The organism is Streptomyces sp. TLI_185, assembly GCF_003814765.1.
GTDB lineage: Bacteria > Actinomycetota > Actinomycetes > Streptomycetales > Streptomycetaceae > Streptomyces.
Map to the genome: position 1 here is coordinate 3,655,609 of NZ_RKRB01000001.1, position 23,948 is coordinate 3,679,556.

The 23,948-nt window shown below is 69.1% G+C and carries 27 protein-coding genes; 3 read left to right on the forward strand and 24 right to left on the reverse strand.

What is annotated here, in order from left to right:
* Window positions 1-160 precede the first annotated feature (160 nt).
* The 8 genes from holA to EDD92_RS16715 all read right to left on the reverse strand — a co-directional run bounded on the left by holA (window position 161) and on the right by EDD92_RS16715 (window position 7,421).
* Window positions 161-1,147, reverse strand: a complete 987-nt coding sequence (holA, locus tag EDD92_RS16680) for a DNA polymerase III subunit delta (protein ID WP_185124039.1) — start codon at window positions 1,145-1,147, stop codon at window positions 161-163.
* Window positions 1,148-1,312: 165 nt separating this feature from the next.
* Window positions 1,313-1,540, reverse strand: a complete 228-nt coding sequence (locus EDD92_RS16685) for a hypothetical protein (RefSeq protein WP_185124418.1) — start codon at window positions 1,538-1,540, stop codon at window positions 1,313-1,315.
* 82 nt (window positions 1,541-1,622) lie between these two features.
* Window positions 1,623-2,504 (reverse strand): YceI family protein, encoded by an 882-nt coding sequence (locus EDD92_RS16690; RefSeq protein WP_123970419.1) that lies wholly within the window; start codon window positions 2,502-2,504, stop codon window positions 1,623-1,625.
* 142 nt (window positions 2,505-2,646) lie between these two features.
* Window positions 2,647-3,453 carry an arylamine N-acetyltransferase gene (locus tag EDD92_RS16695; RefSeq protein WP_123965066.1) on the reverse strand — a complete coding sequence of 269 codons (807 nt, stop codon included), beginning with the start codon at window positions 3,451-3,453 and terminating at the stop codon, window positions 2,647-2,649.
* Between the two features lie 4 nt (window positions 3,454-3,457).
* Window positions 3,458-6,076 carry a ComEC/Rec2 family competence protein gene (locus tag EDD92_RS16700; protein WP_123965067.1) on the reverse strand — a complete coding sequence of 873 codons (2,619 nt, stop codon included), beginning with the start codon at window positions 6,074-6,076 and terminating at the stop codon, window positions 3,458-3,460.
* Window positions 6,077-6,151: 75 nt separating this feature from the next.
* Entirely contained in the window at window positions 6,152-6,934 is a 783-nt protein-coding gene (locus EDD92_RS16705) for a hypothetical protein (protein ID WP_123965068.1), read from the reverse strand.
* A gap of 50 nt (window positions 6,935-6,984) precedes the next feature.
* On the reverse strand, window positions 6,985-7,206 hold the full coding sequence (locus EDD92_RS16710) for a hypothetical protein (RefSeq protein ID WP_123965069.1): 222 nt from the start codon (window positions 7,204-7,206) through the stop codon (window positions 6,985-6,987).
* A 5-nt stretch (window positions 7,207-7,211) separates the two neighbouring features.
* The gene (locus tag EDD92_RS16715; RefSeq protein ID WP_123965070.1) at window positions 7,212-7,421 is read right to left on the reverse strand and encodes a hypothetical protein; all 210 of its coding nucleotides are present in this window, start codon (window positions 7,419-7,421) and stop codon (window positions 7,212-7,214) included.
* A 386-nt stretch (window positions 7,422-7,807) separates the two neighbouring features.
* Here EDD92_RS16715 and EDD92_RS16725 point away from each other — a divergent pair, with 386 nt between their 5' ends.
* Together EDD92_RS16725 and EDD92_RS16730 are read left to right on the forward strand one after the other, a co-directional pair.
* Window positions 7,808-8,332, forward strand: a complete 525-nt coding sequence (locus EDD92_RS16725; RefSeq protein ID WP_123965072.1) for a DUF6879 family protein — start codon at window positions 7,808-7,810, stop codon at window positions 8,330-8,332.
* Window positions 8,333-8,352: 20 nt separating this feature from the next.
* Complete coding sequence (locus EDD92_RS16730) at window positions 8,353-9,207, forward strand: helix-turn-helix transcriptional regulator (protein WP_123965073.1); 855 nt, start codon at window positions 8,353-8,355, stop codon at window positions 9,205-9,207.
* 65 nt (window positions 9,208-9,272) lie between these two features.
* Here the strand turns inward: EDD92_RS16730 and EDD92_RS16735 are convergent, their stop codons facing one another.
* A complete protein-coding gene (locus tag EDD92_RS16735; RefSeq protein WP_260326553.1) occupies window positions 9,273-9,572 on the reverse strand; it encodes a hypothetical protein in 300 nt (99 codons plus the stop codon).
* A gap of 144 nt (window positions 9,573-9,716) precedes the next feature.
* Between EDD92_RS16735 and EDD92_RS16740 the strand changes: the two genes are divergently transcribed.
* Entirely contained in the window at window positions 9,717-10,205 is a 489-nt protein-coding gene (locus EDD92_RS16740; RefSeq protein WP_123965074.1) for a hypothetical protein, read from the forward strand.
* A gap of 527 nt (window positions 10,206-10,732) precedes the next feature.
* On the opposite strand, the gene EDD92_RS16745 is transcribed toward EDD92_RS16740, so the two are convergent.
* The 15 genes from EDD92_RS16745 to leuS form a co-directional block, all read right to left on the reverse strand.
* Entirely contained in the window at window positions 10,733-11,281 is a 549-nt protein-coding gene (locus tag EDD92_RS16745) for a hypothetical protein (protein WP_123965075.1), read from the reverse strand.
* A complete protein-coding gene (locus EDD92_RS16750) occupies window positions 11,278-11,529 on the reverse strand; it encodes a hypothetical protein (protein ID WP_123965076.1) in 252 nt (83 codons plus the stop codon). The genes EDD92_RS16745 and EDD92_RS16750 overlap by 4 nt, the downstream gene beginning before the upstream one ends.
* Before the next feature lies 1 nt (window position 11,530).
* The gene (locus tag EDD92_RS16755; protein ID WP_123965077.1) at window positions 11,531-11,746 is read right to left on the reverse strand and encodes a hypothetical protein; all 216 of its coding nucleotides are present in this window, start codon (window positions 11,744-11,746) and stop codon (window positions 11,531-11,533) included.
* The gene (locus tag EDD92_RS16760) at window positions 11,743-12,678 is read right to left on the reverse strand and encodes an HK97 family phage prohead protease (RefSeq protein ID WP_185124040.1); all 936 of its coding nucleotides are present in this window, start codon (window positions 12,676-12,678) and stop codon (window positions 11,743-11,745) included. The genes EDD92_RS16755 and EDD92_RS16760 overlap by 4 nt, the downstream gene beginning before the upstream one ends.
* A 63-nt stretch (window positions 12,679-12,741) precedes the next feature.
* Complete coding sequence (locus EDD92_RS16765) at window positions 12,742-13,149, reverse strand: hypothetical protein (protein ID WP_123965079.1); 408 nt, start codon at window positions 13,147-13,149, stop codon at window positions 12,742-12,744.
* An 86-nt stretch (window positions 13,150-13,235) separates the two neighbouring features.
* On the reverse strand, window positions 13,236-13,466 hold the full coding sequence (locus EDD92_RS16770) for a hypothetical protein (protein ID WP_123965080.1): 231 nt from the start codon (window positions 13,464-13,466) through the stop codon (window positions 13,236-13,238).
* Window positions 13,467-13,754: 288 nt separating this feature from the next.
* Window positions 13,755-15,221, reverse strand: coding sequence for an AAA family ATPase (locus tag EDD92_RS16775; RefSeq protein WP_123965081.1), 1,467 nt, complete (start codon window positions 15,219-15,221; stop codon window positions 13,755-13,757).
* The gene (locus EDD92_RS16780) at window positions 15,218-16,006 is read right to left on the reverse strand and encodes a bifunctional DNA primase/polymerase (RefSeq protein ID WP_185124041.1); all 789 of its coding nucleotides are present in this window, start codon (window positions 16,004-16,006) and stop codon (window positions 15,218-15,220) included. The genes EDD92_RS16775 and EDD92_RS16780 overlap by 4 nt, the downstream gene beginning before the upstream one ends.
* Window positions 15,999-16,133 (reverse strand): hypothetical protein, encoded by a 135-nt coding sequence (locus tag EDD92_RS51130; protein WP_260326554.1) that lies wholly within the window; start codon window positions 16,131-16,133, stop codon window positions 15,999-16,001. The genes EDD92_RS16780 and EDD92_RS51130 overlap by 8 nt, the downstream gene beginning before the upstream one ends.
* Window positions 16,130-16,345 carry a hypothetical protein gene (locus EDD92_RS16785; protein WP_123965083.1) on the reverse strand — a complete coding sequence of 72 codons (216 nt, stop codon included), beginning with the start codon at window positions 16,343-16,345 and terminating at the stop codon, window positions 16,130-16,132. Before EDD92_RS16785 ends, EDD92_RS51130 begins: the two co-directional genes overlap by 4 nt.
* A 90-nt stretch (window positions 16,346-16,435) precedes the next feature.
* Window positions 16,436-17,842 (reverse strand): recombinase family protein, encoded by a 1,407-nt coding sequence (locus EDD92_RS16790; protein ID WP_260327310.1) that lies wholly within the window; start codon window positions 17,840-17,842, stop codon window positions 16,436-16,438.
* A gap of 172 nt (window positions 17,843-18,014) precedes the next feature.
* Window positions 18,015-19,004 (reverse strand): ComEA family DNA-binding protein, encoded by a 990-nt coding sequence (locus tag EDD92_RS16795; RefSeq protein ID WP_123965085.1) that lies wholly within the window; start codon window positions 19,002-19,004, stop codon window positions 18,015-18,017.
* Between the two features lie 119 nt (window positions 19,005-19,123).
* Window positions 19,124-19,969, reverse strand: a complete 846-nt coding sequence (locus EDD92_RS16800; protein ID WP_123965086.1) for a DegV family protein — start codon at window positions 19,967-19,969, stop codon at window positions 19,124-19,126.
* A 72-nt stretch (window positions 19,970-20,041) separates the two neighbouring features.
* Window positions 20,042-20,776, reverse strand: a complete 735-nt coding sequence (locus EDD92_RS16805) for a hypothetical protein (RefSeq protein ID WP_185124043.1) — start codon at window positions 20,774-20,776, stop codon at window positions 20,042-20,044.
* A gap of 144 nt (window positions 20,777-20,920) precedes the next feature.
* Window positions 20,921-23,794 carry a leucine--tRNA ligase gene (leuS, locus tag EDD92_RS16810; RefSeq protein ID WP_123965087.1) on the reverse strand — a complete coding sequence of 958 codons (2,874 nt, stop codon included), beginning with the start codon at window positions 23,792-23,794 and terminating at the stop codon, window positions 20,921-20,923.
* Window positions 23,795-23,948: the final 154 nt, after the last annotated feature.

The window sequence follows — 23,948 nt, forward strand, 5'->3', positions numbered from 1 at the left end:
GGGGCCGCCCTTTCAGCCCGTCCGGCGCTTGAGGACGAGGCCGTTCAGGCCGAAAGCGGGGGTCTGGGGGCGGCAGCCCCCAGGGACGGGACGGGACGGGAAGGGGCGGGGGCGAAAACCTCTCGGCGCCATCACCCGAAAGCCCGCGAGGCACGCCCCCTTACCGCCCTCGCGACCGCGCAGCACGGGCAATCACCACGACCGCCTTCTCCAACGCGTACTCGGGATCGTCCCCGCCGCCCTTCACTCCGGCATCCGCCTCGGCGACCGCCCGCAGAGCGACCGCCACCCCGTCCGGCGTCCACCCCCGCATCTGCTGCCGCACCCGGTCGATCTTCCACGGCGGCATCCCCAGCTCACGCGCCAGATCGGCCGGCCGGCCCCCGCGCGCGGACGAGAGCTTCCCGATCGCCCGCACGCCCTGCGCCAGCGCACTGGTGATCATCACCGGCGCCACCCCGGTGGCCAGCGACCATCTGAGCGCCTCCAGGGCCTCGGCCGCCCGCCCCTCCACGGCCCGGTCGGCAACCGTGAAGCTCGACGCCTCGGCCCGCCCCGTGTAGTACCGCCCGACGACGGCCTCGTCGATGGTGCCCTCGACGTCGGCGACCAGCTGGGAGACGGCGGACGCCAGCTCCCGCAGATCACTCCCGATGGCGTCGACGAGCGTCTGGCAGGCCTCGGGCGTGGCAGACCTCCCCGCCGCCCTGAACTCCCCGCGCACGAAGGCCAGCCGATCCGCCGGCTTGGTCATCTTCGGACAGGCCACCTCCCGTGCCCCGACCTTGCGCGCGGCGTCGAGAAGCCCCTTGCCCTTGGCCCCGCCCGCATGCACCAGCACGAGGGTGATCTCCTCAGCCGGCGACCCGAGATAGGCCTTCACATCCTTGATCGTGTCGGCGGACAGATCCTGGGCATTGCGTACGACCACGACCTTGCGCTCGGCGAAGAGCGAGGGGCTGGTCAGCTCGGCGAGCGTGCCGGGCTGCAGCTGCTCCGGTGTCAGGTCACGTACGTCCGTGTCGGCGTCGGCGGCCCTGGCGGCGGCCACCACCTCCTGCACGGCACGGTCGAGCAGGAGGTCCTCCTGGCCCACGGCAAGCGTCACCGGGGCGAGAGGGTCGTCTTCAGCAGTCTTCCTGGCCATCGCGACAAGCATGGCACGGGGCACTGACAACGCGGTCGGCACGGCCGCGCCCAAGGGGCGCGGGGCTGTATCGACAGCGGCTCCGCCGCGTGGGCGCGACCAACCACGTCCTTCCGCCCCGCAGCCGACACCCGACTTCAGGTCCTCGGCGCTCCCGGCGGAGCGCTACGGCTCCTCCCGCCACCCGTCCCACGCGCCCACGAACTCATCCAGCTCGCCGGGATCCAGCCGCCCGTCCTCGTCCCGCAGCACGACCAGCCACTGCGCGTCCTCCGCGTCGTCCTCACCGGCCAGCGCATCCCGTACGAGCCGCGGCTCCTCGGACACCCCGAACCGCTCCCCCAGCGCCGCGGCCACCTCCTCCGCAGCATCGCGGTCGGGCAGCACCAGCACATGTCTCACATCACTCACGGCAGCCATTGTCCGGCACCCGCCGCAGGGCCCCGCAGGTCACCCCTTTCGCACGATCCGCGCGTCAGGCCTTCCGCACGATCTGTACGTCAAGATCGATCCGGATGCTCGGGCCCACCACCGCGATCCCCCGTGCCAGCATCGTCTGCCAGCTCACCGTGAAGTCGTCCCGGTGCAGTTCCGTCGTGGCCCGGCAGGCCGCCCGCACCTCGCCCTCCATGCCGTTGCCGAGCCCGAGGTACTCGGTGTCGAGCGTGACCGTACGCGTGACGCCGTGCAGCGACAGCGCTCCGGTGACCGCCCAGCGGTTCCCGCCCTTGTGCACGAACCGCTCGCTGTAGAACTCCAGCGTCGGAAAGCGCATCACATCCAGGAAGTCCCCGGACCGCAGATGGTCGTCCCGCATCCGGACGTTCGTGTCGATGGACGCCGCGTCGATCACCACATGCATCGCCGACTGTTCCACCGGATCGGTGATCCGGACGGCCCCCGCGAAGGAGTTGAACCGGCCGTGGATCCGGGCCAGCCCGATGTGCCGCGCGGTGAACCCGATCGAGGAATGCGTGGGCTCGATCTCCCAGTCCCCCGCCGGCGGCAGCTCCGGAGGCCTCGCGACCTGGAGCGTCACGTCCCCCAGCGAGGCGAGCGCGTTCTCCCCGACGGTCGCGCCGGCCCGGTAGGGCCTGTATCCCTCGGCGGACACCGCGAGCCGGTACTCCCCGGCGGGCAGCGTCGTCACGAACGAACCGTAGGGATCCGTCTCCCCGCCGACCACCTTGCGCCCCATGGCATCGCTGACCGCGAACTCCGCGTGTCTGACCGGTTCGTTGACCGGATCCAGCACCCGGCAGCTCAGCACCCCGGCACTCGGCGGGGTCTGCACCGCCGCCAGGGGACTCGTCCGTTGCACCCTGTTCGTTCGGTTTCCCAGCCAGCGGCCGAACATCCACGCCACCCCTGTGTGCCTCGACATCTTCTGTTGCCGAAGAGACATTCGATCACTGATGCGGCTTTCGAGGCAACACAGAGTGTCTACGCACGAGTAGCAACGACTGATCCCCTCTCGACCCATGTGACGCCATGTGACCTCAATCAGTCACCCCCAGGGGATTTCGCACAGTCGGCACCCAGCCGAGTTCGATCCCGAACCGCTCCCGGTACGCCCCGAGCACCTCCTCGTCCGTGCCCAACTCCCGCTCCTCCCGCGCCCCGTCGGCGCCCGTCTCCTTGAACGTGCGCCCGCTGAGCGTGATCCTCCCGCCGTCCTCCGTCACCCTTGAACACACCAGCGACTGCACGAAGTGCGACGCCGGCGAGGTGCTGTGCCACCACGCCCCGGCCACGAAGTCGCCGAGCTCACGGGGCCGCACCTCCAGCCGGTACTGCGGCCTGCCGTCCACGACGACGTCCAGGTCCGGCCCCGCCTCGACGATCCGGAAACTGCCGCCGGGATCCTCCTGCTCGCCCCTCTCCGTGAAGGCCAGCGGGTAGTGGCTGTGCGCCCCGAAGCCCACGTCCGCCAGCCACTCGCTGCCGTCCGACGCCCGCACCCGCAGCGCGAGATGGTCGTACGGGATCCCCAGCCGCCCCTCGTCCCCGTGCACCCGCGCCGCGAGCAGCGTGACCTCGAACCCCAGCGCGCCGAGCAAGGCCCCGAACGCCCCGTTGAGTTCGTAGCAGAACCCGCCCCGCCGTGCCCCCACCACCTTGTCCAGCAGCCGCTCCTCCTCCAGCACGATCTCCTCGCCGAGGTGGATCGACAGGTTCTCGAAGGGCACTGTCTGCAGGTGTCGCAGGTGCAGCTCGCGCAGCACGTCGGTGGTGGCGCCGACGGCCCGCTGCGGACGCTCGGCTCCCAGGCGGCGGAGGTAGGCATCTACCTGTGCTGAATTCATTCCCTCAGTCTCGCGCCACCCCCAGCTCCCTGCCTTCTCCCATGACCGCGAGGGCCCCGTCCCGGTCCGTCCGCAGCACCACCGCGCCCTCGGCGCGCAGCGCCGCGACGGTGCTGGGAGCAGGATGGCCGTACATGTTGTGCTCCCCGCAACTGATCAACGCGATCCGCGGGGCCACTCTGCGCATCAGCTCCGGGTCCTGGTACGCCGAACCGTGATGGGCCACTTTGAGTACGTCCACGCCGCCCAGCAGCGCACCCTGCGGCGATCTCAACAGCGCCTGCTGGGAGGGGGGTTCGAGATCCCCTAGCAGCAGCAGCCGCAGTCCGCCCGACCTGGCGAGCAGGGCGATGCTGGCGTCGTTCGGGCCGTCCGGATCCGGTGCCGGGCGGGGCGGGGGCCACAGCACCTGCCAGGAGAGCGCACCGGTTCGGCGCTGCTCCCCTGCCACGGCCTGAGTGAGCGGGATGTGTCGTGCCGCCGCCTCCTTCCGTACGAACTGCACCTGGTCGGCGGGTTCTTCGAAGCCCGTCGTCTCGATCGCGCCCACCGAACGTCCGCGCAGCACACCGGGCAGCCCTGCCACATGGTCGGCGTGGAAGTGGGTGAGCACGACCAGGGGGATCCTGGTGATGCCGAGCGTGCGCAGGCAGTGGTCGACGAGCGTGGGATCGGGCCCGGCGTCCACCACCACACCGCCGCCGTCCCCCGCCGCGAGCACCGTCGCGTCGCCCTGCCCCACGTCGCACATGGCGAACCGCCACCCCGGCGGCGGCCACCCCGTGATCACTCTGGTCAACGGTGGCGGCTGCACGACGACGAGCACGAGCAGCACCCCGCAGGCAGCACACCACCACGGATGTCTCAGCACCCGGCGGCCGATCAGCAGCACGGTCACCGTGACCAGGGCGAGCAGCCCCGCCCCGCTCCAACTGCCCGGCCAGTCCACTCCCCCGCCGGGCAGGGCGGCCCCCGTCCTGGCGATGCCCGCGATCCAGACCGCCGGCCAACTCGCGCACCAGGCGAGCGCCTTGGCCACGGGCATCAGCACCGGCGCCGTCGCCAGCGCCGCGAAGCCCAGCACCGTGGCGGGCGCCACCGCGATCTCCGCGAGCAGATTGCACGGCACCGCCACCAGACTCACCCGCGCCGACAGCACGGCGACGACGGGCGCGCACAACGCCTGCGCCGCGGCCGCCGCGGCCAGCCCCTCGGCCAGCCTCGGCGGGACCCGGCGCCTGCGCAGCGCCTCGCTCCAGCGGGGCGCGAGCGTGAGCAGGGCGCCGGTGGCCAGTACGGAGAGCAGGAAGCCGTAGCTCCGGGCCAGCCAGGGGTCGTACAGCACGAGGAGCAGGACCGCCGTCGCCAGCGCCGGGATGAGCGATCTGCGGCGTCCGGTCGCCAGGGCCAGCAGTACGACGGCCCCGCAGGTCGCGGCCCGCAGCACGCTCGGATCCGGTCTGCACACGACCACGAAGGCGAGCGTGAGCGCTCCTCCGAGCAGCGCGGTCGTCCTGAGCGGGATGCCCAGCCGGGGGGCGAGTCCGCGGCGCTCCACCAGTTGCGCCGTGCCGGGTGGCCCGATGAGCAGGGCGAGGATGATCGTGAGGTTGCTCCCGGAGACGGCGAGGGTGTGGGCGAGGTCGGTCTCCTTGAAGGCCTCGTCCAGCTCCGGGGTGATCCGCGAGGTGTCCCCGACGACCAGGCCGGGCAGCAACGCCCGTGCGTCCGCCGGCAGCCCGTCGGCCGCCTCCCGCAGACCGGCCCGCAACCGCCCCGCGAACCGCTGCACCCCCGACGGCCCGCCCACCGCCTCCGGCGCGGCTTTTCCCCGCACCCGCAGTACGGCCGCGACCCGGTCGCCTTCGACCGCCGCGGGCGCCAGCCGCGCAACGACCCGCACCCGCGTGGAGGGCAACAGCTCGAGCCAGGGCGACCGTGGTGGCCTCTCGGCGGAGGTCTCCCCTCCGGCACCACGTGCCCCCGCGTCGACGATGACCAACGCGGGCGCCCGCGTCACCGCCGCCGTCCCGTCCGCCTTCTCCACCCGCTGCACCTCCCCCTCGATCAGCACGGAGGTCGGTGCGACATGGTCCCCGCTGATCCGGGGCCGGCTGAGCCGGGGGTCGGAAGTGACCTCGACCTCGGCGGTCACGGTGGCGTACTGCCGCGCCAGATCCGGCACGGGGCCACGCCGGACGTCGGCACCGTGCAGCCCCGCAGACACGGCGGCCGCGGCGACGCAGAGCAGGACGGCGGCGACGGAGACCCGCGGCCACACTGCATGCGCCGGTCGCCCACCCGCCCGCGAAGCCAGGCCCGCGGGCACAGACACCGGTGCCGACAGCTCGGGCACCTGCCCGCCGGTTCCTCCGCCGCCCGCTGTCCGTCTCCGCACGAGCAGCAGCACACCGGCCGCGACGAGGCACACCACCGATGTGCTCATGACCCATACCGCCGTCGCGTCCAGCATCACCGCAGCCGTCGCCCAGACCGCGAGCGCGGGCGGTACGAGACGCAGGTCCGTCGGTCCTTCCTGTCGGGGGTGGGCGGCTCCGAGCCGTCCAGAGGAGGCGGCGTGGACGTCCGCGCGCCGGGCCTGGAGATCGGGAGCGCGCCTCATGGCCGTACGAGATTCCGGAGATCGGCGAAGCGGCGGTCGCCCACGTTGTCAAGCTGACCTAGCGAACGTCGCTGGTCAGCTGACGAGATGCTTCAGGAAGTCGGTCACGAACTTCTCGACCTCTTCCTTCGTCGTGCTGTCTTCCACACACAGGCGGTCGACGTCCCTGACTCCGGCGTGCTTGAACAACCGGTCCCGGCTGCGGTCGGCAGACGCACGGCCTTTGTGGTGGGGGCCGTCGACCTCGATGACACCGACGCGTCCGCGATACGTGATCAGGAAGTCCGGCTCGAAGGTGTGGCCAGGAACCCGCAAGGCCCCCAGGGGCATGATCCCGATTGTTTCATTCTCCGGAAGCCGGGCCTGGTGCTCCTTGAGCACCTGGTAGACACGGTGTTCCCACTCGTTCGTGAAGTGGAGACCATCCTCGATCGGATGCCGGGGCTCCAGCCGGACAGTGCGGGCCAGGTTCGTCTGGTGACCACCCTTAAGTTCACGGGCCAACTGTTCTCTCCAGTTTGGCCCAACCCTGGGGATGACCTCTCGGATGGAGACGTCGTCGATGTTCCGCCCGCAGCCGATCCCGACAGTTTCGAAGGCTGACTTGATGTCCCTCAGGAGATAGCCGGAATTGTTCATCAGGTGCGGCTCTAGCTCAAGGATGACCTCCTGGTACTCCCTGTCGTAGGAGTAGGTCATCGTCTCCTCGTGAACAGTGCCCTTCTCGATGCGGACGTTCGCGTCCAACATCAGAGCGGCCGCCTTCGCATGCCCACGCTGAGCCAGAAGCACAGATGCGGCACCGATCACTTCGTCGTCGCTCAGCTCGACGTCACGCGAGCGCACCTCTTCACTCATGGTCGGATTGTCTCATCGTGCACTGACAACCGAGGGGGATCGCACGGCAGTTACCTAGGGCAGCTCTCAGCCCGCATGGCCTCTGCCATCTTCTCGGCAACGTCCGCGCGCACCATCCCGAGGTGGACGTACGGTTTGCCGCTGTGCGTCACCATCGGCCGCACGCTGCCCCAGACGCTCTCGGGAAGGCCAAGCCCGGCCAGGGCTTCCCGGATGGCCTCTGCCGCGTCCGTGGCCTGCTCGCGGCCGTCCCGGTAGGTCTGCATGTCCATCGTCATCAGTGGACCCCGGAGGCGTGGTCGCGGATCAGGGTCGCGTGCCGCGCGGCCTGGGCGATGTTCCCGTCGTCCTTGGCGGCGCTGAGCAGTCTCCAGTTGGCCTGACATGTCTTGCAGCCGGGCGCGGGTGCGCAGTCCAGCAACCAGGCGTTGAGCCCCACTGGGAGTTCGATGGGGCGTTCCTGTGTCGTCTTGTGCTTCGTGGCCATGGGCGCTCCCCGCTCTTCGTGACTCCGGTTACGACCGTAGGAAGTTGGGAACGGTCGGGTCCACGAAGTTGCACGCGGTTGCACGCGGCCCGTCACGGCCTTGACGCCCTGGTCACGGCACCGTGAGGCTCTGGTGCAACCGGAAGCAACCGGCTCGACATCGGGAGGGGCGATGCAACTACGGTTCGTCGGGAAAGATCCAGAGTCCGGAGATCACGGCTGCCCGGCGGTGTGGGTGGACGAAGTCACGAATGATCTCGTTATCCAGGGCATCAGGGCCGACGCCGACACAATCACCCGGACCGTCCAGGACAGTCCGCTCCCGGACTACGAGGGCGTGATCCGGCTACCGCAGCGCATGATCCCGCTGCTGAGGGAGGCACTTGATGGCGCAGACCCTCAGTAGCTTTGCCGACCTGATCCGGTCCGTGGAGCACTCCGCCGTCCACCTTGAGATGCGGGATGTGTACGCGATCTCCGATGAGGACGAGGGGTTCGCGGCGTGGAAGCAAGGGCACCGGCTCAACCCGGACGACCGCGAGTCTTGGTGGCGTCCGTGGCTCGACCTCGTTCAGGAGGTCACCGCCAAGGGTGTCGTTATGAGGCGCGCCCGGATCATCGGCGAGCCGCAGAGCGAGTACATCCGCTACGAGCACTCGTTCACCTTCACCAACGTCGCCGCAGGCGAGGAGATCCGCTGGCTGCCGAGGCGACAGGCATCCGACCTCGCCCTTCCGGGGAACGACTTCTGGCTCTTCGACGATCGCATCGTCCAGTTCAACGTCTTTGACGGCGACGGGCGTTGGGTCCACACCGATCAGACCGACGAGCCGGCCGTCGCCCAGTTGTGCTCGACCGCATTCGACGCCGTCTGGGAGCGGGCCATCCCACACGAGAAGTACGCCGTCTGAGAAGCCCGGTACGCCAGTTCATGTCTACATCCCCGCTGTCCACCGCCCAGGCCGCCCGCGCGGCTATCGCGGCCCGTCTGGACGAGATCAGGAAGGACGCCGGGCTCACCGGGCATGAGCTGGCGCAGCGGTGCGACTGGCACAAGTCGAAGTCGTCCCGCATCGCACGCGCCAAGACCGTTCCGTCCGACGACGACATCCGCGCATGGTGCCGAGCCTGCGACGCCGAAGATCAAGCAGCCGATCTGATCGCTGCCTCCCGCACCGCCGAGTCCATGTACGCGCACTGGGCGCAGATCCACCGCGACGGCATGCGGCGGGTCCACGAGAAGACGACACCGCTGTACGAGCGGACTACCCACTTCCGCGTGTACGCGTCGAACCTGGTCCCCGGCATGCTCCAGACCGCCGACTACGCGACAGGGCTCCTGCGGTCCATCACGGACTTCCAGGGCACCCCTGACGACGTGGCCGACGCCGTACAGGCACGGCTGAACCGGTCCCGCGTAGTCCATGAAGGCAACCACCGCTTCGCCCTGCTGCTTGAAGAGACGGTGCTCTACTACCGGGTCTGCGACGACGCGGCGATGGCCGGACAGCTCCGGTACCTGCTGGAGATCATGTCCCGGCCGAACGTGTCCCTCGGGATCATCCCCTTCACGGCCCACCGCACGGTCTGGCCACTGGAAGCCTTCTACGCCTTCGACGACGCGCAGGTGGCCGTCGAGACACTGACGGCAGAGGTCAACATCACGGCCCCAGGCGAGATCCGCACCTACCTGAAGGCGTTCTCCGAACTGTCCCGGACCGCGGTGCACGGGCGCGAGGCGAGAGAGCGCATCAGGGAAGCCCTCGACTCCCTAGGCTGGCACTGACCATGACCCCCTCCGCACCAGCGGCGGGCCTCCGTGTGCAGCGACTCAGCCAAGTGGCCGGACCCTTACAGAATGCGTAGCTCTTGGAGATCGGCATCCTTCTCTGGCCTGGCGTACCAAGCTCCTCCTGCGTCCCGGACTTGCAGGATCTCCGCGTATACCTGGACTGCTCGGTTGATGATGTCCGTGCGACTGTCCCCCGTCAGCTCGACTGCGGTCCTCATCGCGTCGACTGATCGGGGGGTGAGGTTCACGGTGATCCTCTTAAGGGAACCGCCACCAGGCTGCTCAGGAGGCTGCTGACCCTGGCCCTTCCGCTTGCGCTCGCGTTCGATGCGCGCACGGCGCTCTGCGAGGTCACTCATGAAGATCTCCCTCCAGAAGGGTCATGCATACATCGCATGCATCTCGTACATCACTCAAGCATACGCCTGGGGAGCAGGTGCGCAAGCGGAAGCTGTGATGCATGATGAAAGAGGGTGTTTTGCGTGCAGTTGGAGGCTTTTGTCATGACGGATCGCGGCGATTACGGCGAGTCATTCCAGCGGTGGGAAGAGGAATGGGATGCACCCGACTGGGATCTGAGTGACGAAGAACCGACCTCCAACGCTGAACCGGAAATCCATCTCGAGAGCCTAGTAATACGCGACACCGACGGCGACGGCGACGACGACGACGACTGGGATCTACGCAACGAACAGCCCAGCTATCGCGCAGACCCCGCAATAACATACGAGGAGCTTTCAATTGGAGGGGCCATCGCCGAAGTGGAGGGGCACGCGGCGTTTAAGGCAAGAGAAGGTTCCGCACTGAACAGATCTGCGGTATACCTTTCAGTTGTGCTGTCAACAATACTGGGCGGCCTTGCCGTCGCCGGTATATGCAATCTCGCCTCTGCTAGTTCCACCATGACGCTTGCATTTTCACTCCCTGCCTTTGTGTTGATCCTCATGACCGGGATCGTCCTGACGGCCATATGGCATCCGCCATCAACGTGATCGCGATCTCTGCCGCTCGCCATAGAGAGAGAAGCCGCCGACTGGGCGGGGTCCTCGAGCCATCCATGATCGCCGCGTGTACCCCGCCCCCCTGGATGCCGGGCGGGTCCTTGAACCTTTTTACCTGCGATTCTAAGGAATCTCTTGCGTGCGGGTAAGGAATTCCCTTTGCTGTGGTCCTCCTGGGCTTGGGGTGGTCCCTTCCTGTGCCGAGCGCATTTGCCGCTCGCGCTTTGCTCGATGACTTCGACACTTCGACGCATCTTTGACTTCGCGAATCTTTCAATCGTCACTTCCTGACCATTACTCATTCATGCCCATCAGCGCCGTGGAGTGCAGGCGGGGGGAGGGGTGGCATGGACGCACATGGATGGGTGGTGGGTGACGGGGTAGCTGCGTGGCACCAGGGATTGGGGTGAGGTGGTGGGGATGGCGGCCACGGCGCAAGGTGACGTCAAGTCCCCTGCGTATGCGGAGAGTTGTGCCAGCCCTTGGCGGAAGGAGCAGAACGCCAGGGGCCGGAGTCATCACGCGCGGTCGCGGTCGCGGCTCTTCGCGGCACGCCGCTCATTGTCGTAGGCCCGCTCGATCTTGGACAGGTGCCTGCGTTCACGGCTGAGCTGGTCCTCGGCGGCCTCAACTTCGCCACGGGCGTTCTCCTCGGCTTCGGTCAGCTTCCGCCTATCGCGGCCGGAAAGGGCACGCCTCGCGAACGCGTCGACGGCCAGCCCGAACGCGCCGCCGTCAGCGCGCATGAGTTCCGGCGCGCCCTGCGGTTTGATGCCGACCCGGTGGCATTCGGTGAGAGCCTTGAAGTGCGCCGACTGGGCGGCGCTGAAGGCTTCGAGCGCGGCATCGACCAGGCTCTCGGCCTTCTCGATCTGCGGCGCGTACTCGTCGATGACGGACTGCTCGGCCTCGCCTATCGGATCGGGGGTCGGGTGGATGAGCTTGGCGTCGTCGAGAATGAGGTAATCGCGCATGCAGAAGAAGCCCAACTTGACTGGGCGGCACGAGAGTTCGCCCATCACCCGGCCGCAGCGCGGGCACTTCTTCGCGGTCGTGGTCCTGGTCACGATGCACCTCCAGAAAGGGCCTTGGATACCGCGATCTTCTTCGCGCGTTCAAACACACCGATCAGCCGCTCCGACTCCTCCAGGTCGAGGAACCTGATCCGCTGAAGCGTCAGCCTGGTGTTGCTGTCGGGGATGTCCCGCTCCAGGTCCTCGATTTCGAGAGAGGCGAGCAGCTCGGCCTGCTTTTCCTCCGTCGGGCTCGCGTAATTCGGCACAGCAACTCCTTTGTTCTCGGCGGGTGTCCGCATGTCAATCAACTCCCTCAGCGATGAAGGCGGCTTGAAGCGACGCCAGGTACTCCTCGCCGTTCGGCAAGCGGCCCACCTCCGACATGCAGACCGCCAGCAGACCGAGGACGAGTTCGCGGTGCGGGACCGTGTCCATCAGCGTGTGCACGCCCTCGGAGTCGTCCGTCATGGCCGCCTTCAGCAGCGCGATGGCGGCGGCGATGTGTTCACGGGTCACAGCAGCCCCCTCTCGAAGGCGGCGCGGAGCCCGGCCAGTTGGGCGGTCGGCTCGTCTGCTCCGTCCAGGTGGGCGATCTCGTGGGCGACGGTGCTGGCGGCCCTCGGGGCATCGAGGCCGGCGTTGATCCAGATCTCCCGCAGGCCCGCCTTCGGGCGGCACCACCCAGCCATCGGTGTGTCGATGAACTCGGCCTTCGCGGGGTCGAGTTCATCGGTGAACCACCGCACCTTCGTGCCGGGTCCGTGCGCGGTGACTGCCTCCTGGGCGGCCTTCCGCACGGCCTCCGGCACAGCATGCGGAGCGGCTTCGCGGTATCCGACCAGCAGGCCAGCGGCTACGCCCAGCTCCTTCAACTCGGCGGTCGCGGCTGCGCGCTCGATGTCGGCGTCGAGCTGCCGCCGCATGGTCAGCAGTTCGATGATCTCGTCACGCCGCAACTGCTCCTTGAGGGCAATGAGTTCGCGCCGCTCAGCGCGGTTGAGACCAGGGTCGGCCGTCTCCTCGGCGTACACCGCGCGACCCTGCTCCTTGATGTCGACGAGGTGGGTGTTGATGCCAGCGCCGAGCAATACGGGCGAGATCTCGTGGGTCTTGAGCGACTTGAGGTACCGCACCCTTTCACCCTGGAACTCGCCCTGTTCGGAGTCGAGGACGTCATAGCCAAAGCTGAATTCGGCGAGTGAGCCGAGACCCTTGAGCGTTTCCCGCATGTCCTGGGCGGCCTGCGTTTTGAAGAACTCGCCACGGAAGACGGCCTCCTCGCCGACCTCGTAAATGCGGCCCTTGCCGATGGGCAGCGTCCCGCTCCAGATCTGATGGTTCCAGGCCGACATGCGGACGAGGGCGCCGTTCTCGAACGCTCCAGGCAGGATTACGTCGCCGTCGTGATCCTTCACACCCAACGTCGCGAAAACGGCGACGACGGTCACGGTGCCGTCCTGCTCCGACACGTCGATGCGTGAACTGCCGCCGCTGGCTGATTTCCACTCCATCTACGCTGCCCTCCTCCGCTGCTCTTCTTCCTCCGCCTCGGCCAGCACGGCCTCCGCGTCGTACGTCCACCTGTTGCGGTCCTTGACGGCCCCGAGGTCTCCCCGTGCCGCCCGCTCCCGCATCCACGCCTCGGAGCATCCGAGGACCTCGGCCGCGTCTGCGGTGCCGATCCGGCCCGGCTGATTCGACAGTGCACGGCGTTCGGCCGCGTCGGCTTTCGTACCAGCGGCCAGGTAGCGCAGGGCGCTGGTCTCGCAGTCGGCGATGAACGCCTCGATCTCGCGGCGCACCGTCGGGTGCAGCCGGACGTACTCCGGCCAGGTGCGCCGCGCGTGGAGGAGCATCCGGGCGGCGATGTGGGTCAGACGGTCAGGGATGAACACGCTGCACTCGTGGAGGATCGGCATGGGTGGCTCCTTGCGGGGGGCTGCAAGTCGCCTGTGACGTCCTCGCGGTGATGGGTGAGAGTTGTCGGGGCGGGGCTCCGGGGCGCTCAGGCGGCCGTACGCGGCCTCGGGATGGCGGCCTGGCGGCCTTCGAGGGCCTCGGCGAGGCGCTCCAGTGCGGCGGTCTGCCGCTCCTGGAGGGCGACCAGGGCGCGGAGCGAGTCGTCCACCGCGAGCAATGCGTGCACAGCTCCGCTTGACAAGCCGCCCATCAGGACGGCCTCGCTGTGGTGGTCCTCGGTGATCATCTCGATGTCGCAGCGGCTGTTGTCGGTCATGATCTCTTCCTTCTGATTGATCTTCTTCGTTGGCCTCCTTCGGTGGGGACTGAGAAGGGTGACGGGAACCAGGGTTCCGAGCGGCGACCAGTGCCGCCAGGGCGCCCCTTGGGGGCCTGGTCCACCTACAGGCCCCCCTGTAAGGGGTCCACCTGGACCGCTGGACCACCGCAGGTCAGAGGGGGTGCGATGGCCAGGTGGACCGCGAAATCCGGTCCACCTCACTGTTATCGCAGGTCACGTGGGTGGACCACATGCCTGGACCAGTGGACCAGCTACGTTGCGTGGTCATTCGGATGCACCTCCAGAGAGGGCGTCCCACTCGCTCCGGTGCTCGTCGATCGCGCGGTGGACGGCCGTCTTGGACTCGCCCGTCAGCTGGGCCAGGTCGCGCTCCGAGAGCTGCTCCCCGGCCTCGGCGCACAGGGCGGCGATGCGAGCCCAGAGAAGGTCACGAGGACGCGTCACGGGCGTCCACGGCCACTCGCCGCCGCGCTGGAGCATGGGCGGCCAGGACCGCTCGTCCCGCTGGCCGCGCCAGTGCGAGAGCGTCCCGTTGTCGGCCAGGTGGACGCCGAACTCGGGCCATCGCAGCCAGAGTGACGAGCCGTAGGGGCGTGTAGGACGGGCGCCGCCGTTGGAGGCGTGAGGGGTGTGGGCTTCGAGGATGACCGCGCAGTCGTACCGCGTGCGGATCTTGTCGAGCCAACGCTGGGCGATCTTTGCCGAGTCCTTGTGATCGTCGCCGTCGGGCTCCATCTTGTACAACGGGCCGATGATCAACACGTCGGGCTGGGCGGCGGCCACCTCGGCCTCCAGGATCTCCCCACCCCCGTCGGTGAGGTCGAGCCCTTCGCCACGCACGACGAGCACCAAGCCCCCGGCGTACTTGTCCCCGGCGGCCAGGTGGAGCGGCCGGATCTTCCGGTGGATCTGCCGTGGCGAGTTCTCCAGGTCAACTAGCAGCACGCGCAGCGGCGCCGCTAGCTCGGCACCCCCGAAGGGGTGCAGCCCCGAGGCGAGCTGCACCGCGATCTGTCGCAGCAGCGTGCTCTTGCCCTTGCCCTCGGGGCCGGTGAGGATCAACCTGTCCTGCCGCTCCAGCAGGCCGGCGACGAGCCAGTCGGGCTCCTCGGGCACCTCGGCAAGGAAGGTGGTCAGCTCCAACCCCGAAGCACACACAGCGCCCTCTGCCTCCGCAGCACCGTCCCGGCTGCTAAGGAAGGTGGTCAGCTCCAACCCCGAAGCACACACAGCGCCCTCTGCCTCCGCAGCACCGTCCCGGCTGCTGTGGCTGTCGGTAGCCCCGTCCGGCGCCTGCCGCTGCTGGGGGACGCCGACGGGCGCAACCGCAATGTAGCGGCCGTTCATGAAGCGGTCCGCGTCGGTCTCGTCGCTGTCCGGGGCCACCTTGCTGATCAGCTCGTCGAGATTCCTCGGCCTGGCCCACCCGTCCCGGATGGCACTGTCGATGGTGCGGTGCTGGTCCGCTTCGTCGTGGTTCTTGAACGTCCATGCCGAGATGGCGTCGGTCATGGTCTCCCGCACCTTGTCGGCGGGCAGCAGTCCGGGATCGAGCTGTGCGAGGGCTGCGGCGAGCGTGGCCAGGCTGAAGGTCGCCGTGTTGAGGGTGTCGTTGCCGGTGTGGTTGTCGGGGCAGTTCCTGACCTTCGCGGACTCCTCGGCGACGACCTTGTCGACGTAGGCGATCAGGCGGTCGGCCTGACGGTCATCAGCGGAGTTGTAGTTGCTCATGCCGCACCAGCCCTCCGACGTCGCAAGGCTGCTGCGAGGCGCTCACGGTTCTCGGGGGTCGCGGCGTCGATATGTGCGAGCCGCCTCGCCGCCGTCGGCTTCGGCTTCAGGTTGCGCAGCTTGTCGAGCAGCCAGGCCGGGGCGGGCACCGGAGGCCGAGGGTCGAGCACGACGTACGCCATGACGTGCTTCGGGTCATCCACCCGTGACGGGGGCGCGACGACCTGCCCGCCTTCGGCCCGGATGTCGAGGCCGGGGGCGAGTTTGCTCGCCGGGTTGCCGAGGTGGAAGTCGACGCCCTCGTACGTGAAGTAGTGGTGAACGCCCACGGAGCCGGTGCCCACGGTGTAAGTCGGCGGGAGGTCGCCGTGCTCACGTTCGAGGGCGGCGAGCGAGGGACTGCCCACACCGCGCACCGGGTCGTCCTTGTCGTCCACGTCGAGGACCCAGACGCCGGAAGCGGGGCCGGTGACGACGCTGACGTTCGCCGCAGGGTTTGCCGTCCACCACTTCACGATGGTGTCGGTGTCGGTGGTGGCACGCTGTGTCCACTTGACGTGTCCAGTGACGCAGTCACCGATACGCGGGCAGCGGTCCTCGCGGTGCCACAACGGGATCTTTCTGCTCGGCACGAGCGGATGGACCCGCCATCCGCGTGCGGCGTACGACAGAGCGGCAGCGGCGAGGGGCAACATACTGGTGTCGTCGATCGATGCCGCCGCCCGGTTGTTGATCTCGGAGCCGCTGCCCTTGCCGGGGGTCGCGGCTCCGGCGTTTTCACTCATCCCGATCATCACCGCCGTTCGCGGCGGGGACGGGCTCGCGGTTCGCCAGGCCGAGGAGCGCGGCGATGCGCCGCAACTGGGCGTCCGACAGCTCCAGTTCGGCGAGGGGGTTGGGGTGCTCGCTCATGCGCCACCGCCACGGAGCAGCAGGGCGGCCAGGCGGGCGCGCTGAGTGTCGTCGAGCTGGGCGGCGTCCTCGCAGATGCGCTCGGCCAGCAGGGCGGCTTTCAGGTCGCGGCGGAGGATCTTGATTTCGTCGGTGGCTTCCGGGCGATTCCGGCAGGTGTTGCCGAGCCTGGCGCGGATTCCGGCGACATCGGAACTGATCTTGACGTGCACAGAGTTCTCCCCAGGGAATTCCTGGGGCCGACGCACTCTGTGTCTTCCGGCCCGATTGGCGTGTTCCTAAAGCGTACGTGGTGGATTGCCTTACGCGGCCGTGGTGACGTGCTCCGGGCGTAGTCGCTCGGGCTGGAACGGGTTGCCCCGCGAGCGGTCGTGCGCCAGCACCTCGTACCCCTCGGGGACCAGGGTGAGCACCACGTCACGCTTGTCGGCCGGGGTCAGCGCCGCCCAGTTGGCGCGCACGTCTCCGGCCAGCAGACGGCGCAGGGCGCGCGGCGCGGAGGCGTTGATCAAAGCGCGGGACCCCTTGATCCGGTCTTCGATGATCTTCCGGGCCTCGCGGTACTCGCCCAGCGACATTTCCTTGCGCGCCCACATACCGGCAAGCTGCTTCAACTGTGCTTCATCGTCGGCCAGTTCGCGCCGGGCGTCGTCGGTCACCTCGCTGCGGCTGATGTGGTCGAGCCGTTCCAGGACGCGCGGCCTGGTCAGCAGATCGAGTACCTGACGCTCGACCTCGGCCTCCGCCATCGCTGCGTTGATCGCGATCTTCCCGCAGCCGCCGTGCGGAGTGGAGCACCAGTACCGGGGGCCGCCGTTGCCCTGAGCGCCGGAAATCTCCCGGTGGCACTGGGAGCAGTGCAGGAGGCCCGTCAGCCAACGCTTGAGGGTCAGGTCGACGTTCCTGTGCCGTCCGGCGAGGGTGGCGCACACGCGCTCCCACGTGTCCATGTCGAGGATCGGCTTCCACTGCCCAGGGCCGACGATTCGGCCCCTGTGAGCCCTTAGACCGGCCACGGAGGGCTTCGTGACGACGCTCCGGACACTCCGCGCGTTCCAGGGCTTTCCGGTGACCGTGGGGACCCCCAGGCGGTTCAGCTCGTCCTTGATCCAGTTGAGGGACCGACTCGGAACGCCCAGGATCCATGCGGCAATGTCCCGGATCACCTTGGCCTCAGCCTCGATGATCTCCATGCCCTTGCGGGTGTAGCCGTAGCCCCGGAACCCGCCGCCGTTCCACTTGCCCTCAGCCGCCAGCTCGACATGCTTGCGAGCGACTCGGCGCGCGGTGTCCCGCGACGCCTTGTTGGCGATGGCGACCATCACGCGGGCCATCGTGATGTCGGCGTCGTTGGCCAGCCGCAACGAACCCGTCACGGACTGGACGGGTATGTGGCGCTGCTCCACCACGTCAATGAGGTCTTCGAGGTCGCGAGGGTCGCGTGCGGTGCGGTCAAGGTCGTACGCGAGCAGGCCGTCACGCTCCCCGGAGGAGAGCATGTCGAGCGCGGCCCGGAACTTCGGCCGGAAGGTCCGCAGAGCGGTCGTGCCGTCCGGGAGCTTGGTCTTGCGGCGCTTGAAGGCGCTCGTGTCGTTCTCGACCAGCACCTCGGCGATGCCCCAGCCGAGACGGTCGGCCAGCGTGCGGCCGTCGTCCTCCTGTCGGCCGACACCTTTGGCGTCCTCGGCCTTGTCGTCGCTTATTCGCACGAGCAAGATCGCTCGCTGCGGCGTGGCGTCCATTACGACCACCCCGTCCCGACTTGTAGTGCTATGCGCCGGTCTGGAGGGTAAGCCATGCCGCAGATAGCCAAGACACGTCGGCCAGCCCGCGTGCGGGAGATGACCTAAGGAGCCGGACCGGCCCTGTAGGTCTCCCTGTCTACGTCGCGTCGCCGATGCCGTTGACCTCGCGCAGCTCGTCCACCGAGCGGAAACCGCCGTGCTGAGTGCGGTAGTCGACGATGTGCTGGGCCAGGACAGGCCCGACGCCCGGCAGGGTGTCGAGCTGGTCCACGGTGGCGGTGTTGAGGGGGACCGGAGCGGCGGGTGCGGCGCCCGCCGCCGAACCGGCCGGGCCACCGGGGACCGCACCCGGCGCCGGGGCGGCAAGACCGCCGACGATCACCTGCTCCCCGTCCACGAGGAAACGGGCCCGGTTCAGCCCGTCGGTGCTCGTGCCGGGACGTACCCCACCGGCCGCGCGCAATGCGTCGGCGACGCGTGAACCGGCGGGCAGGCGATGAATCCCGGGCTCGCGGACCTTGCCGCTGACGTCCACGACGATCTCGGCCCCGGCCGTGCCTGCGGCATTCGGCGCCCCGGTTGAAGCGTCCGGCGCTGGCGGCCCGCTCCCCTTCCGTTCGGCGAAGGGAGCCGCCGCCCGCACCACGTCGGGCGCCCGCACGGACTGTGTCCGCCCGGACCAGAAGTGCTGAACGGCGAACACTGCGGCAACGACGAGCAGCGCCGTGAGCGCGATCACGCTCCGCCGCTCCAGCCCACACCTCGCCTGCAACCACAGCGGCATCCGCTCCCGCAGCGCAAGCCCCGCCCGCATGCGCCAGGCCTCTCCGGTCCGGTGATCGTCCGGGCTCTCGGCCATCCCTCCCACGAGGGGGAGAGCGCGCTCGTTGTTCTCCTCGACGGTCGAAACCGGCGGTCCTGCCCCCGACTCCCGCCATTCCCCTGCCCGTTCGGGGAACAGCACCTCCGCACGCCGGCGGAGTTCCTCCGCCGGCGCCTGCCGGTGCCGATGCCGGACCCGGCTGCGGGTCATGGGGCGACGATGGCGGATCCGGCCGTCGGATGCGGGGCTGCGCCCCGGGCCACTCGTCGCAGTGGCTGTGCGTGAACGTGATCGAAGTGCCATGCCACGACGATGGGGCACTCCACCACCATCGCGATGATCTTGCTCGATTCCCGGGGATTACCCACCAGTTGTGGATAACTTCGCCCCTCACACGGGTGACAGGGCAGCGGCGCGGAGCGTCACCGCGGCGAGACCACTACCCCCAGCAGCCCGGGCCCGGTGTGCGCCCCGATCACCGCCCCCACCTCACTCACATGCAGGTCGGCCAGCCCGGGCACCCGGGCCCGCAGCCGGTCCGCGAGGGCCGACGCCCGCTCGGGGGCGGCGAGATGGTGGACGGCGATGTCGACCTGAGCGCTGCCGGCGCGGTCGGCCACGATCTCCTCCAGGCGGGCGATCGCCCTTGACGCCGTACGGACCTTCTCCAGGAGTTCGATACGGCCGCCGTCCAGCTGCAGCAGCGGCTTCACGGCGAGCGCGGAGCCGAGCAGCGCCTGCGCGGCGCCGATCCGGCCGCCGCGGCGCAGATACTCGAGGGTGTCGACATAGAAGTAGGCGGCCGTACCGGCCGCCCGCTTCTCCGCCGCCGTCACCGCCTCGTCCACCGTGCCACCCGTCTCCGCAGCCTCGGCCGCCGCGAGCGCGCAGAACCCGAGCGCCATCGCGACCATCCCGGTGTCCACCACCCGCACCGGCACCGGCGCCTCACGCGCCGCCAGCACCGCCGCGTCGTACGTGCCCGACAGTTCGGCGGAGAGGTGGAGGGAGACGATGCCGATGGCGCCGGACTCGGCGACCTTGCGGTAGGTCTCGGCGAAGAGCTGGGGGCTGGGGCGCGAGGTGGTGACGGGGCGCCGCTTCTGGAGTGCCTGGGCCAGGGAGCGCGTCGAGATCTCGGTGCCCTCGTCCAGTGCCTGGTCGCCGAGGACCACGGTCAGGGGCACCGCTGTGATGCCGTGGCGCTCCATCGTCCGCGGCGGCAGGTAGGCCGTTGAATCGGTGACGATCGCGACATGGCGGGACATGAGCTGGAGGTTACCTGCCGTAGCGCCGGGACGGCAGCCCGGCCCCTCTCACCTGGTCTGCCCTTGACCGGATCAAGTAGTGCTCTCGGGGCGGGGTTTCTTCTGCCAGGGGTAGGCGGGCCGCCTTCCCGGCGGGGTGATGGCCGGCCGCGCCGGCTCCTCGGCACTCCCGGACCGGCGTCCCTCGGACCAGGTCTGCCGGGATGCCTCGGCATCGGCGGCCGGGGCCTCGGGCCACGGCGGCGGGGGCGACGCCGGCTCCGCCGTCGTCCAGTGCCGCAGGGCTCCCGCCTCGACGTCTATCTGCGCGCTCAGCGAGTCCAGGTCGTCGTCGGCGAAGCGGCGGGCCCGGTCGCGGGCCGCCCAGCGCAGTGCGTCCGCCGACTGAACGATGCGCTCGGTGCGCTCCCGCAGGGCGGGCAGCCGCTCGGCGAGCGTCGTGCGGTCCGGTTCGGCCTCCAGGCGCTTGAGATCGCCGTCCAGTTCGTGCCCGTGCGCGCTGAGGCGCTCGAAGAGACCCAGGGACTCCTTGAGGGACTCGTCCTCGGCCACGCCCGCGTGCAGCGCGTCCTGCGTGGCCCGCATCGACGTGCGCAGCTTCAGCCGCAGTTGGGCCAGCTCGCCCGCCGCTCCGGGCTGGGCGAAGGACTTGGCCCGCAGGGTGTGGTCCTCGACGGTGCGGCGGGCCTGGGTGATCGTGCGGTCCACGCCGCGCTTGGCGGCGCCGACGACCTTCACCGTCGCGTAGGCGCCGAGTACCAGGAAGAGCACGAAGAGCAGGGCGAACACTGCGATCACTGCTTCCACCGCTTCTCCTCCGACGGTCGCGACACACCCCGCGTCGCTCTTCCACGGTAAACGAGGCGGGCAGGCCCGGAGTTCCAGAAGAACCCCGAACCTGCCCGTAGGGGACTACCCCGAGGCGCTCACGCCCCGGGCCGCCCGCGACGCCTACGCCGGAACGATGTTGACCAGCTTCGGCGCCCGCACGATCACCTTGCGGATCCCGGCGCCGTCCAGGGCCGCCACGACCTTCTCGTCGGCCAGCGCGACCTTCTCCAGCTCCTCCTCGGAGATGCCCGGCGAGACCTCCAGCCGCGCCTTGACCTTGCCCTTGATCTGCACCACGCAGGTCACGGACTCGTCGACCACGTACGCCGGGTCGGCGACCGGCAGGTCCTGGTGAACCACCGAGTCGGTGTGGCCCAGCTTGCGCCACAGCTCCTCGGCGATGTGCGGGGCCAGTGGCGCGACCAGCAGCACCAGGTCCTCGGCGACGGAGCGCGGCACCGCGCCGCCCGCCTTCGTCAGGTGGTTGTTCAGCTCGGTGATCTTGGCGATGGCGGTGTTGAAGCGCAGGCCCTCCAGGTCCTGGCGGACGCCGTCGATCGCCTTGTGCAGGGCGCGCAGGGTCTCCTCGTCGGGCTCGGTGTCGACGACGGTGACCTCGCCGGTCGTCTCGTCGACGACGTTGCGCCACAGCCGCTGCAGCAGCCGGAACTGGCCCACCACCGCGCGCGTGTCCCACGGCCGCGACACGTCCAGCGGGCCCATCGCCATCTCGTACAGGCGCAGTGTGTCGGCACCGTACTCGGCAGCGATCTCGTCCGGAGTGACCGCGTTCTTCAGGGACTTGCCCATCTTGCCCAGCAGCCGGGAGACCTTCTCGCCCTGGTAGTAGTAGGCGCCCTCGCGCTCCTCCACCTCGGCGGCCGGCACCGCGATGCCACGGCTGTCCCGGTACACGTAGGCCTGGATCATGCCCTGGTTGAACAGCTTGTGGAACGGCTCCGCGGAGGAGACGTGCCCCAGGTCGAACAGGACCTTGGACCAGAAGCGCGCGTACAGCAGGTGCAGCACGGCGTGCTCGGCGCCGCCGACGTACAGGTCGACACCGCCGTGCGGCTGGCCCTCGCGCGGGCCCATCCAGTACTGCTCGATCTCCGGGTCGACCAGCTGCTCGCTGTTGTGCGGGTCCAGGTAGCGCAGCTCGTACCAGCAGGAACCGGCCCAGTTGGGCATGGTGTTGGTCTCGCGGCGGTACCGCTTCGGGCCGTCGCCCAGGTCCAGGGTGACGTTGACCCAGTCCTCGTTGCGGGACAGCGGCGTCTCCGGGGACGTGTTCGCGTCGTCCGGGTCGAAGGTGCGCGGCGAGTAGTCCTCGACCTCCGGCAGCTCCAGCGGCAGCATCGACTCGGGCAGCGCGTGGGCGATGCCGTCCTCGTCGTAGACGATCGGGAAGGGCTCGCCCCAGTAGCGCTGGCGGCTGAACAGCCAGTCGCGCAGGCGGAAGTTGACGGTGCCCTCGCCGATGCCCTTGCGCGCCAGCCACTCGGTGATGCGCGCCTTGGCCTCGACGATGCCCAGGCCGTCCAGGGAGATGTCGTCGTGGGACGAGTTGATGATCTTCGCCTCGTACGCGGAGAAGGCGTTCTCCCACGTCGAGGTGTCGGTGCCGCGGCCGTCGGTCGGCTCGACGATGCAGGGGATCGGCAGCTCGAAGGCGCGCGCGAACTCGAAGTCGCGCTGGTCGCCGCAGGGTACGGCCATGATCGCGCCCGTGCCGTAGCCCATCAGGACGTAGTCGGCGATGAAGACGGGGACCTGCTCGCCGTTGACCGGGTTGGTCGCGTACGCGCCGATGAAGACGCCCGTCTTGTCCTTGGCCTCGGCCTGCCGCTCGACGTCGGACTTCGAGGCCGCCTGCGCGCGGTAGTCCGCGACGGCCTCGGCGGGCGTCGCGTGACCGCCGGTCCACACCTCGTGGGTGCCCTCGGGCCAGGCGGCCGGGGTGAACTTCTCGACCAGCGGGTGCTCGGGGGCCAGCACCATGTAGCTCGCGCCGAACAGGGTGTCCGGGCGGGTGGTGAAGACCGTGATGCGCTCGCCGTCGATCGGGAAGTCGACACGGGCGCCCTCGGAGCGGCCGATCCAGTTGCGCTGCTGCAGCTTGATGGCCTCGGGCCAGTCCAGCGCCTCCAGGTCGTCCAGCAGCCGGTCGGCGTACGCGGTGATCCGCATGTTCCACTGGCGCAGCTTGGCCTTGAAGACCGGGAAGTTGCCGCGCTCGGAGCGCCCGTCGGCGGTGACCTCCTCGTTGGCCAGCACGGTGCCCAGGCCGGGGCACCAGTTGACCGGCGCGTCCGAGGCGTATGCCAGGCGGAAGTCGCCCAGGACGTCGGCACGCTCCGTGGCGCTCAGCTCGTGCCACGCGCGTGTGTGTCCCGGTACGGCGCGCTCACCGGTCTCGAACTGGGCGATCAGCTCGGAGATCGGGCGGGCCTTGTTCGCCTCGTCGTCGTACCAGGAGTTGAAGATCTGCAGGAAGATCCACTGGGTCCACTTGTAGTAGTCCGGGTCGATCGTGGCGAACGACCGGCGCTTGTCGTGGCCCAGACCCAGCCGGCGCAGCTGGGCCTTCATGTTCTCGATGTTGGCCTCGGTGGACACCCGCGGGTGCGTGCCCGTCTGCACGGCGTACTGCTCGGCAGGCAGGCCGAAGGCGTCGAAGCCCAGGGTGTGCAGGACGTTGTGGCCGGTCATGCGCTGGAAGCGCGCGAAGACGTCGGTGGCGATGTACCCCAGGGGGTGACCGACGTGCAGGCCCGCACCCGAGGGGTACGGGAACATGTCCATGATGAACTTCTTGGGCCGGGCGACGACCGCGGGATCACCGGCCAGGTCACCCTTGGGGTTCGGCGCCGCATAGGTGCCTTCGGCGTCCCAGAAGTCCTGCCAGCGTGCTTCGATCTCGGCCGCGACGGCGGCCGTGTAGCGGTGCGGCGCTGCCGCCTCGGCGGCGGCAGCGGGGTTCGTCTCGCTCATGATCCTTAAGCTCCATCGATCGTCTCTGCCAGCAGCCGTGTCGTTCGAGAAACGAAAAATCCCCTCGCACAGGAGGGGACGCCGCGCCGATTCCGACCATCCGATTCGCCCGGTGGTCGGGACTGATCAGCGCGGCCCGCTAAGCAGAAGGCGT

Excerpts from the sequence above, each read along its gene's own strand:
- holA (WP_185124039.1), bottom strand. The coding sequence starts at position 1,147 with ATGGCCAGGAAGACTGCTGAAGACGACCCTCTCGCCCCGGTGACGCTT.
- EDD92_RS16690 (WP_123970419.1), bottom strand. The coding sequence starts at position 2,504 with ATGTTCGGCCGCTGGCTGGGAAACCGAACGAACAGGGTGCAACGGACG.
- EDD92_RS16695 (WP_123965066.1), bottom strand. The coding sequence starts at position 3,453 with ATGAATTCAGCACAGGTAGATGCCTACCTCCGCCGCCTGGGAGCCGAG.
- EDD92_RS16700 (WP_123965067.1), bottom strand. The coding sequence starts at position 6,076 with ATGAGGCGCGCTCCCGATCTCCAGGCCCGGCGCGCGGACGTCCACGCC.
- EDD92_RS16705 (WP_123965068.1), bottom strand. The coding sequence starts at position 6,934 with ATGAGTGAAGAGGTGCGCTCGCGTGACGTCGAGCTGAGCGACGACGAA.
- EDD92_RS16710 (WP_123965069.1), bottom strand. The coding sequence starts at position 7,206 with ATGGACATGCAGACCTACCGGGACGGCCGCGAGCAGGCCACGGACGCG.
- EDD92_RS16715 (WP_123965070.1), bottom strand. The coding sequence starts at position 7,421 with ATGGCCACGAAGCACAAGACGACACAGGAACGCCCCATCGAACTCCCA.
- EDD92_RS16725 (WP_123965072.1), top strand. The coding sequence starts at position 7,808 with ATGGCGCAGACCCTCAGTAGCTTTGCCGACCTGATCCGGTCCGTGGAG.
- EDD92_RS16730 (WP_123965073.1), top strand. The coding sequence starts at position 8,353 with ATGTCTACATCCCCGCTGTCCACCGCCCAGGCCGCCCGCGCGGCTATC.
- EDD92_RS16735 (WP_260326553.1), bottom strand. The coding sequence starts at position 9,572 with ATGAGTGACCTCGCAGAGCGCCGTGCGCGCATCGAACGCGAGCGCAAG.
- EDD92_RS16740 (WP_123965074.1), top strand. The coding sequence starts at position 9,717 with ATGACGGATCGCGGCGATTACGGCGAGTCATTCCAGCGGTGGGAAGAG.
- EDD92_RS16750 (WP_123965076.1), bottom strand. The coding sequence starts at position 11,529 with ATGCGGACACCCGCCGAGAACAAAGGAGTTGCTGTGCCGAATTACGCG.
- EDD92_RS16765 (WP_123965079.1), bottom strand. The coding sequence starts at position 13,149 with ATGCCGATCCTCCACGAGTGCAGCGTGTTCATCCCTGACCGTCTGACC.
- EDD92_RS16770 (WP_123965080.1), bottom strand. The coding sequence starts at position 13,466 with ATGACCGACAACAGCCGCTGCGACATCGAGATGATCACCGAGGACCAC.
- EDD92_RS16775 (WP_123965081.1), bottom strand. The coding sequence starts at position 15,221 with ATGAGCAACTACAACTCCGCTGATGACCGTCAGGCCGACCGCCTGATC.
- EDD92_RS16780 (WP_185124041.1), bottom strand. The coding sequence starts at position 16,006 with ATGAGTGAAAACGCCGGAGCCGCGACCCCCGGCAAGGGCAGCGGCTCC.
- EDD92_RS51130 (WP_260326554.1), bottom strand. The coding sequence starts at position 16,133 with ATGAGCGAGCACCCCAACCCCCTCGCCGAACTGGAGCTGTCGGACGCC.
- EDD92_RS16795 (WP_123965085.1), bottom strand. The coding sequence starts at position 19,004 with ATGGCACTTCGATCACGTTCACGCACAGCCACTGCGACGAGTGGCCCG.
- EDD92_RS16800 (WP_123965086.1), bottom strand. The coding sequence starts at position 19,969 with ATGTCCCGCCATGTCGCGATCGTCACCGATTCAACGGCCTACCTGCCG.
- leuS (WP_123965087.1), bottom strand. The coding sequence starts at position 23,794 with ATGAGCGAGACGAACCCCGCTGCCGCCGCCGAGGCGGCAGCGCCGCAC.